At 53.2% G+C, this 8,827-nt stretch carries 10 protein-coding genes and 1 pseudogene; 3 read left to right on the forward strand and 8 right to left on the reverse strand.

The window, feature by feature from the left end:
- Nucleotides 1-51: 51 nt before the first annotated feature.
- A complete protein-coding gene (locus KR51_RS16640; protein ID WP_051358272.1) occupies nucleotides 52-288 on the reverse strand; it encodes a hypothetical protein in 237 nt (78 codons plus the stop codon).
- Between the two features lie 151 nt (nucleotides 289-439).
- Nucleotides 440-928, reverse strand: coding sequence for a helix-turn-helix domain-containing protein (locus tag KR51_RS16645; protein ID WP_040656622.1), 489 nt, complete (start codon nucleotides 926-928; stop codon nucleotides 440-442).
- A gap of 281 nt (nucleotides 929-1,209) precedes the next feature.
- On the opposite strand from KR51_RS16645, the gene bla (KR51_RS16650) reads away from it, so the two are divergent.
- Together bla (KR51_RS16650) and bla (KR51_RS16655) are read left to right on the forward strand one after the other, a co-directional pair.
- Nucleotides 1,210-2,106, forward strand: a complete 897-nt coding sequence (gene bla, locus KR51_RS16650; RefSeq protein ID WP_040656629.1) for a class A beta-lactamase — start codon at nucleotides 1,210-1,212, stop codon at nucleotides 2,104-2,106.
- A gap of 494 nt (nucleotides 2,107-2,600) precedes the next feature.
- Nucleotides 2,601-3,497, forward strand: coding sequence for a class A beta-lactamase (gene bla / locus KR51_RS16655; RefSeq protein WP_022609334.1), 897 nt, complete (start codon nucleotides 2,601-2,603; stop codon nucleotides 3,495-3,497).
- Between the two features lie 64 nt (nucleotides 3,498-3,561).
- Here bla (KR51_RS16655) and KR51_RS20000 read toward each other — a convergent pair.
- From KR51_RS20000 to KR51_RS20360, 4 genes and pseudogenes are all read right to left on the reverse strand, one after another.
- Nucleotides 3,562-4,722, reverse strand: a pseudogene (locus KR51_RS20000) (IS3 family transposase); the annotation flags it as partial.
- A gap of 136 nt (nucleotides 4,723-4,858) precedes the next feature.
- Nucleotides 4,859-5,185 carry a hypothetical protein gene (locus KR51_RS16670; protein WP_040656623.1) on the reverse strand — a complete coding sequence of 109 codons (327 nt, stop codon included), beginning with the start codon at nucleotides 5,183-5,185 and terminating at the stop codon, nucleotides 4,859-4,861.
- Nucleotides 5,179-5,667, reverse strand: a complete 489-nt coding sequence (locus tag KR51_RS20355; RefSeq protein WP_084202506.1) for a pentapeptide repeat-containing protein — start codon at nucleotides 5,665-5,667, stop codon at nucleotides 5,179-5,181. Before KR51_RS20355 ends, KR51_RS16670 begins: the two co-directional genes overlap by 7 nt.
- A gap of 9 nt (nucleotides 5,668-5,676) precedes the next feature.
- On the reverse strand, nucleotides 5,677-6,159 hold the full coding sequence (locus tag KR51_RS20360; protein WP_051358274.1) for a pentapeptide repeat-containing protein: 483 nt from the start codon (nucleotides 6,157-6,159) through the stop codon (nucleotides 5,677-5,679).
- Nucleotides 6,160-6,596: 437 nt separating this feature from the next.
- Here KR51_RS20360 and KR51_RS16685 point away from each other — a divergent pair, with 437 nt between their 5' ends.
- Nucleotides 6,597-6,797, forward strand: coding sequence for an MbtH family protein (locus KR51_RS16685; RefSeq protein ID WP_022609337.1), 201 nt, complete (start codon nucleotides 6,597-6,599; stop codon nucleotides 6,795-6,797).
- Between the two features lie 775 nt (nucleotides 6,798-7,572).
- On the opposite strand, the gene KR51_RS16690 is transcribed toward KR51_RS16685, so the two are convergent.
- Entirely contained in the window at nucleotides 7,573-7,860 is a 288-nt protein-coding gene (locus KR51_RS16690) for a site-specific integrase (RefSeq protein WP_040656625.1), read from the reverse strand.
- A gap of 45 nt (nucleotides 7,861-7,905) precedes the next feature.
- Complete coding sequence (locus tag KR51_RS16695) at nucleotides 7,906-8,472, reverse strand: hypothetical protein (RefSeq protein ID WP_040656626.1); 567 nt, start codon at nucleotides 8,470-8,472, stop codon at nucleotides 7,906-7,908.
- Nucleotides 8,473-8,827: the final 355 nt, after the last annotated feature.

An 8,827-nucleotide genomic window follows, 5' to 3' on the forward strand; every position in this document is an offset into this window, starting at 1 on the left:
GTCTCGCTTCAGGTGCTGCCACACCCGCTCGGTGGGATTGAGCTCCGGACATTACGGCGGCTGGAATAACAGCATCACGTTTTCTGGGAGCTCCAGACTCTTGGCCGTATGCAGGCGACCGTTGTCCACTTGCAGGAAGAGAAAGTCATCCGGATAAATTTTCGACAGCTCTTCAAGAAAACGCTGGAAACACTGGCTGTCGGCGTGGGACAGCCGCAAGACAAAGCTCTCACCCGTCGCTGTTTCCCCCGCGGCGTACAACCAAATGCCTTGAACTTCCACTGCCATTCCCCTACTGGCTTCACGCCGGACAGCGTGATGCGACGACCCGTCGTGGTCTTCAGTCCGAAGCGACCCTCATCTTCCGTGACGTAGCGGATACGACCCTTGAGTGGCTTCTGCCCCAACCGGTGCGCTCCGAGCAGTGACAGGTCCGCCCCTAAGTTTTTTTAAAAGCCGCACGCCGCGCTTGGCTCTGCCGTCGATGGCGCGGTCGCGGGACCTTCAGTTTCGCTTGCAGCCGGTAGCGCACCAAGTGATGGACGGTGGCGTAGTCGGCCTCGATACCCAGCTGAGTGCGCAGCCATTGCTGAATCTGCGTGTAGCGCTCGAACCCGCCCTCTGGGTCCTGGAGTTGCTTCTGGAGGCAGCGCACCGCCCAATCGGGAATGACACGCGGACGACCGGGGCTAGTTGAGCGCGCCAGCATTTGTGGCAGACCGCCCTGGGGATACCGGGCCAGCCAGCGTTGGAGCGTGCCTCGATGTTTGCCCAGCACCCGCGCTGCAGCCGAGACCGTGAACTGCTCGGCTCGAATCAGGTAGAGCGCTTGCAAGCGCTCTTTCGCTGACGGCTGCTTCTCCGCGCGCAGCAGTGCCTGGAGTTCCTCAGTACTCTCGCGAAATTCAACGTGGGTGACGCCACTCATCAGAGTTTCCTCAGGTCGCTGTTCCTACTTCTAGCATCCGATTCTTACTTTTTTCAATTTGGTATAAATATTCACTAAATCCTGGAAATTGACATTCAGACATCTTCTTGATACTTTTGATAAAGGATATTTGGGGGGCGCTAACGAACTAGTCTACTTTCGCTCGACTGAACTAACTCCTCGCAACTATTTGGGGCTTTCGGAGGAACAGATGATTTGTGTTCGATATGGACTCGAAAAACCAACCCAAAATCTATTTAAATTCCGAAAAGATAAAAATGATGAAGCATAGGAAAAATAGCATATTCTTGGCAGCATTTTTGGGCTTATCAATCGCGATCGCCTCTGCTCTTTTACCTTCACTTGGTAGCGCAAGGGAGAACGATCTCATTGCAACTGTTCGGCAAATCGAAGCAGCCTTGGACGCTCGTGTTGGAATCGCAGTTTATGACAAGGAAACCGATCGGAATTGGCAGTATCATGCCGACGAACGGTTTCCGATGAACAGCACTTTCAAGACAATAGCTTGTGCTGCACTCCTTTCATTGGTTGATTCTGCTCAAGAGAAACTCGACCGCATCGTAGTTTTCGATGAAAGTGACCTTGTAGACTACTCTCCTATCACGGAAACACGATTCGGGCCTCCTGGTATGACACTCGACGAACTTTGCGAAGCAACAATGTCTGTTAGTGATAACTCCGCTGGCAATTTTGTCATGGAAGCGATTGGCGGACCTGAAGCTATCACTCAATTTATGCGCTCTATCGGTGATGAGGTTAGCCGCCTTGACCGCTGGTACCCATCCATAAGCGAGTCGGTGCCTGGAGATAAACGCGATACTACATCACCAAATTCAATGGCGATGATGCTCGAACAGTTAGTCCTCAAACAAACATTGTCATTGGGATCGCGCCAGAAATTGGAAAACTGGCTCAAAGGAAATGAAGTTAGCGATAACCTGTTTCGTGCTGTAATTCCATCAGATTGGGATATTGGAGATCGATCTGGAGCTGGGCAGTATGGTTCGAGATCGATTGCTGCAATCATGTGGCCACCGCAGCGTGAACCGGTTGTAGCAGCTGTTTACATTACTGAAACTGAGGCTTCTTTTGCCGAACGTAATGCTGCGATTTCTGAAATTGGTGAAGAGATTGTAGAAGCAGTTATGGCGCAATAGTTCGCCAATACAAGTTTTATACTATCTTGATAATTATGTGGCAACAAAACCATTGAAGCTCTCTATCTCAGAGGTGCAGGGCAAGCTTGTCATTAGCAGCTGCTGAACGGCAATGGTTGTTTCCTGGGAGATTGACACAATAGGGTCACCTATCCAGCTCCTCTAAAGGCAGTTCAAGACTGTAGTGGAACGATTGGGCGTCTAGAAGAGCCGCAGTTTATAATTTGTTAAGATCCAAGCATATTGCCTATAAAGCTTTGTGTAAGGAAAATCGGCTTCTGTATCTACACTCTTTAAGTATTGACGTTCAAGTATGTTCTATATTATCTTTGGAGCGGGAAACAATTGTTCAATAGCGATTTAACAGACTCTCGCTCATCTGAACTAACTCTGTAACAGCCCAAAAATTAAGTTGATGTGTAGTGAATTCGCGTTCATTTTGCACATTTGATGGCAACATAACTCTCGACTCATGTTCATGTAGGACTAAATTGATGAATCTTAGGAAAAAAGGCTTTTTTGCATCGATATTTCTAGGCTTGATGATTTCGATCGGTTTTGCCCTAGTAACTTACTCTAGTAATGCGGGGGAGAACGATTTAATCGCAGCTGTTCAACAAATTGAAGCAAGGTTGAATGCTCGTATAGGAATCGCAGTTATCGACAAGGAAACCGATCGGAATTGGCGATATCATGCCGGCGATCGCTTCCCCATCAACAGTACTTACAAGACAATAGCCTGTGCTGCACTCCTTTCTCGAGTAGATTCTGGTCAGGAGCAGCTAGATCGCATTGTAATATTCGATGAAAGTCAACTCGCTGACTACTCGCCCGTCACCGAAACACGTGTTGGAGCTCCTGGTATGTCACTCGGCGAATTATGTCAAGCAACAATCGCTACGAGTGACAACTCCGCTGCGAACTTTGTTATGCAAGCGATTGGCGGACCTCAAGCTGTCACTCAATTTATGCGCTCTATCGGCGATCGGACCAGCCGGCTAGACCGCTGGTCACCAGAATTGAGCGAGTCAGTGCCGGGTGACCAACGCGATACCACTTCGCCAAATGCAATGGCGATGATGCTCGAACAGTTAGTCCTCAAGGGAACACTGTCTTTTGAATCGCGCCAGACATTGGAAAGCTGGCTCAAAGGAAATGAAATTAGCGGCGACCTCATACGTGCTGCAGTGCCATCAGACTGGGATGTCATTGATAAAACAGGGTCTGGCGGATATGGTTCGCGTTCGATTGCTGCAGTCATGTGGCCACCCCAGCGCGAACCGGTTATTGCAGCCATTTACATTACGGAAACTGAGGTTTCTTTTGCTGAACGGAATGCTGCAATTGCTGAAATCGGTGAAGCTATTGTAGGAGCAGTCATGGCACAATAATTAACCTATAAAAGTTGTATAGTCCTTGAATATTGGAGGGATTGGTCTTGCCCGGGTTTAGTGGACAGGTCAGGTAAGTCGCTTGTGCGGCTTGCTCGAAGTTCGCTGGTGTTTCGTAGCCCAGAGTCGAGTGCCATCGTTGCCGATTGTAGAACACCTCGATGGATTCGAAGATTTCGGACGTTGCTTCCTCCGTGTTTAGGTCGACAGTTTGATATACCAGCTCGGTTTTCAGCGTCGCAAAGAAGCTCTCCACCACCGCGTTGTCCCAGCAATTGTCCCTAAGGCTCATCGAGCACTCGATGCCTTATGCTCCCAACCAGCGCTGGTATACCTTCGACGCATGCTGGCTGCCGCGGTCGCTGTGATGCACTAGCTGCTCGGGTCGACCGCGCTCAGTCAGCGCCATCTTCAGGGCATCTACTGCCAACTAGCTGTCGGTGCGCGATGACATCGCCCAACCCACCAAGCGGCGCGAGTTTAGGACCAGGACCATCGCCAGCTATAGTCAGCCGCCGTGCGTCCCCACGTAGCTGATGTTAGCCGCCCATTTGCAATTAAACCGCTTCGGCACTGAAGTCGCGTCCGAGTCCGTTGGCTGCCACCGGCTGCTGGTAGTTGCTATCGGTTGTGACCGCGCAACGACGACGCTGACGTCGAGAGTGCAGTCCGGCTTGCCGCATCAGGCGCGCTACGCGGTCGCGTCCTAAGGCTTCCCCAGCTGCCGGCAGGTCCCGGTACACCCGCGGGCTGCCGTAGGTGCCGAGTGAGACCGAATGAATGGCTTTGACCGCGACCAGCAACCGCCGGTCCTCCCGGATGCGAGCGCTTTCGGGACGTCGGCGCCAGGCATAAAAGCCGCTGCGCGAGACGCCCAGCAGACGACACATCTAGGTTACGGGATTGCTGGCCTTCTCTGCCTCGATGAACGCGAATCTCACAGCGACTCCTTGGCAAAGCAGGCCGCTGCATTTTTTTACAGCTCGCGCTCCAGTCGCAGCTGCCGGACCTCGGCGCGCAGGTGGCGCAGTTCCTCGCGCTTGGTCGGGGTGGCTCCCTCACGCATGCCGGTGTCGACCTTGTACTGGCGCACCCAGTTGCGCAGGGCAGATTCGGTCAAATCGATGTCGCGAGCGACCTGGGCGAGGGAGCGGGGACCTTCCTTTAAGAGTTTAACGGTCTCGAGCTTGAACTCCAGGGTGAACTGTCGTCGTTTCCGTGGCATGGTGGTTACCTCCAAGAAAACTATCATCTCTTCTCAGGTGTCCACCAAACCCGGGGAAGTCCAGTTGAAGCAGGAAATCTTTGGGGTGACCCAGGGAATCTCCCTGCATACCCGATAGGGTTGCTGGGAGAGGATGTCAATCAGCGTGCTCCAAGGAAGCCGCCTCCACCCTAACCGGCACCAACAACTGCCCCTGTTTTTCTAGGAAGGCAATCGCGGCCATCGGCGAGAGCAGAATTTGCGGGTGAGCTTCGAGAGCATTTTGCAGCTCGGTCGTTACGGAGATAACAAAGGTTCGCGACCGCCCTTGCCTTTCGGTGCACTTGACAATAAAGAGCTTTCCAGCTGAGAGCACAATATTGCTGAAGCTTGCGACTTCTTTAAGAAGTTTGGCTATTTCTATCGCCAACTTCTCGGTTTGACTGACGCCAATGTCTTCTAGCTTTGCCTTGCTAGCTAACAAGCTTCGCTTATAGATATCAACCCCTTCGCGAGTCGCTTCTTCTCGCATCTCTGAGGTGATGAACTGGGCAATCCGGCAGCGGATGGTCTGAAAAAAAAGCCACGCCTCTCGTCGAGGACTTCTAGATCAGCGTAACCGGAGGCGATCGCGTACCCTTCTATTGCCTCCTGCAGTTGTTCGAGCGCGCCAGGAGTGATTTCTACATCTAGAATTGCGATTCTGAATTCGTCACTTCCATACGAATCTCTGATCAGTTTAGCTATGAGGGAGTCCTCTTTGTTCCTCAGATTGGCTCCCTCTAGGTGTGCTCCCTCCAGATTGGCTCCCTTCAAGTAGGCTCCCTCCAGGTAGGCTCCCTCCAGATTGGCTCCCTCCAGACTGGCTCCCTCCAGGTGTGCTCCGATCAGGTGTGCTCCCTCCAGGTGTGCTCCCTCCAGGCGTGCTCCCTCCAGATAGGCTCCAATAATGTGTACTCCCTCCAGGTGTGCCCCTTACAGGCGTGCTCCTTCCAGGTAGGCTCCCTTCAAGTAGGCTCCCTCCAGGTGTGCTCCAATCAGGTGTGCTCCAATCAGGCGGGCTCGCTCCAGGTGCGCTCCCTCCAGGTGCGCTCCAAATAGGCTGGCTCGCTCCAGGTAGGCTCGCTCCAGGTGTGCTCCCTCCAGGTGTGCTCCAATCAGGCGGGCTCGCTCCAGGTGCGCTTGCTCTAGGTGCGCTCTTTCCAGGCGGGCTCGCTCCAGGTGGGCTTCCTCTAAGTTGGCTTCAAACAGGTGGGCTCGCTCCAGATGGGCTTCCTCTAAGTTGGCTTCAAACAGGTGGGCTCGGTCCAAGTTGGCTCGCTTCAAATTGGCTCCAACCAGGTAGATCGCAACCTCAGGATGCTTCTCACGCCAAGCATTCCAATGCTCGGTACCCTGCAGCAGAATCGCTAGCAAGTCAAATCTGTCTGTCCCACCCCCCGTAGTCGTCGTGCTCATTACGCAGCTCCAAAATAAATACAGATCGCACCCCTCCCACACGGCAACCGAGCCAGAGAGGATTTGACTTGCGGCGATTGCCCCTCGCCCCCTGCATTACCTATTAGGACACCTCGAACACAGTACTCTTAGAGTCAGCTATCACAGGTGTTGCCATGTCTGGGGCTTCGGGCTCAGTATTAAAATCTTACCGCCGACAATTCCCCGCGCGATCGCGCCGCGACTATGCCACCTGAAGTTGTGCTGCATGCTGGCAGGGTTTCGGACGAGTAAATTGGCGTAACACAGCAATGCAATCGGCGGGTGATACGGAATAGAATTGCAACTAGGCAGACGAGCATGGTCGATAGTCGATATCAGCTCTCAGTAGGAGCTTTATTAATATTGTTGCTCATGTTTCAAGCTGTCCGAGGGTGAAATAGTAGGATGGATATACAATGCTTTCTGAAGAAAGTCACATCACGTACAAAGTTGTTATCAATGGCGAGGAACAATACTCCATTTTGCCGGCGGATCGTGAAAATCCCTTAGGATGGCGTGATGACGGCAAGAGGGGAACCAAGCAGGAATGCCTGGATTATATAAAGACCGTCTGGACAGACATGCGTCCACTGAGTCTCCGACGCAAAATGGACTAGGGTGGAGCGGCCTCATTTTGTCGGGCTCCTATGGGGAAATAATAGGAGTCTATGAGGGGTGGATGTCACCTTATAGAAAGATAATTCCGCAACGGCTTGCAAAGACTCCTCGCAGTGCTCTAGAAACTAGCTGTTGCTGGGAAATTTGACTGTTTCTAGGGTCAGGCGGCTTCTGAGTTTTCTCCCAAAAGGTGACACGAACCCGTCCAGGAGTTGCCCGCTTAAGCACAGGTTACGTTTGACATGCAACCAACAACACTGTTGCCAGACATCAAGGGCCTAGACGGGATAAACGAAAGAGATTGGTGACAAGGTAGCTGACGTTTTGTGGTTGCCGGATCGTAACGACAATCTCTCATCGCTGATTGACGGGGCGAGAGCATCAATGTCCTGAGTATGGGTCGGTTAAACCGAGAGGCATTGCGAGCGCGCAAGTGCTCCGGAACCGTGGACTTTCTGCGGTGGGACACCGCGTGGAGAAACTGCCTGTGGACGGAAGCTGTCGGGGGCGAGAGCCTAGACAAGACCGGTTGAAGCAGGAACTCTCGAGAGCGATCTTTTGGAAGCCTGCGCCTTATCGCCAGCGATAGACGTTAGGAGGATGTTACGGCATAGAACGGAAGCCCGGAAGCCCAGCCGCTTCAGAGCTCGGAAGAAAGGGACCCATTCTTCGCCGTGAAGGTTAGTCCGGCACCTTTGGGCGATCGCTGCGCCCGATCGCTGCATCGTAAGAGCGCTGGCGGTAAGTATCGCCCAGCCAGCTCTGATAGGTTTCTTAATGAACTTTAAGGCTATGTCCCATCATCGCCGCGGCGTCTGCGTCGCCGACATCGAAATCCCTCAATCGCCTCGAGTAACAGTGACGGATTGCATAGGGTTTATGAGGGACGCCGTAGCGGGCGAAACCCTTGGCGCCGCGCCGGCTATAGTCGTCAGCTGTCTCGATTTGCCCGCGCAATTTTGTAATCGCAATCGCGGGAAGGTTGAAGCGCTCTACCCACTCGGGGTAAAGCGCCCATACTGTCCGGGCCCCAGTTTTCGCCCCGATCGCGCCATCAAGCACCGCGACTCGCCCATTGTTAATGTCGTTAAAGTTCAGGCAAAAAACTTAGCTCGGTCGCAAGCCAAATGTCGCCATCATTCCGTAAAACCAGCGCCAAGAAGTCCCGGTTATCGAGGCGTGTATCTGGGCGATCTCGCGATCGCTCGGCAGCGACTTCGGACTAACTTTGGCCGGACGGTAACTACCTTTAAGATCCTGCAGGTCGACAGAGATGTCCGCCACCCGAGCCAGAGCGGTCAGAACGGTAACGAAGCGCTTACGAGTGCGAGTATCGGGCTCGGTCCCCAGCACCACGCCTCGAAGCAGATCGGCGGTGAGCTTCTCATTGTCTGGCAGCTTCCGAAAAACCAGCCGGTATTCGGTTTTCCACGTCAATTTAGACTGGGGAGTGCACTGGCGGCGTTTGAAATAGTCGAGCTCGAAGCGCTCTTTCCAGTAGCCACACGAACGTAAATCCCGCTCCTCATGGAACACGTCGTCCCAGTCAAACGTGCCCGCTGCCAGCGCGTACCCGATGCGCCTAGCCTCCTTAACAGCGCGATCGATCCCACCGCGTTGGGATAGCACGGACTCCCAACAATCGCCGACAGCGAGATCTCCTGCTGGTGCCAACTATATTTATTGCTGCCCGGCTTCGGCGGTAGGGTGCCGTAAAGACAGATCGAATTACCCCGAACGCGAATGCCGACCCCAACCCGCTCGGATTTGAGCATTCGTTTCGCCTGCTCAAGAAATTCGCCCAGTTCCAGGCGCGATCGGCGTCCCATAATCGCCCCATAAATCCATCGGGTTCCATGCTCTCACAAAGGCTATAAAGGTTGATATAGGTAGGGCTTGCTGAAAAAGGCTGGAATCCATGCAATGAAAGGATCTCAGCGTTTTCTATGCCAGAAAAGTGCAAGGTTATAGGCACCAGAGCCTCAAAACCCTTGCACTTGGGCCAAGAACCCGAGGCAAAAAGCTGGGG

The organism is Rubidibacter lacunae KORDI 51-2, from assembly GCF_000473895.1.
Lineage (GTDB): Bacteria > Cyanobacteriota > Cyanobacteriia > Cyanobacteriales > Rubidibacteraceae > Rubidibacter > Rubidibacter lacunae.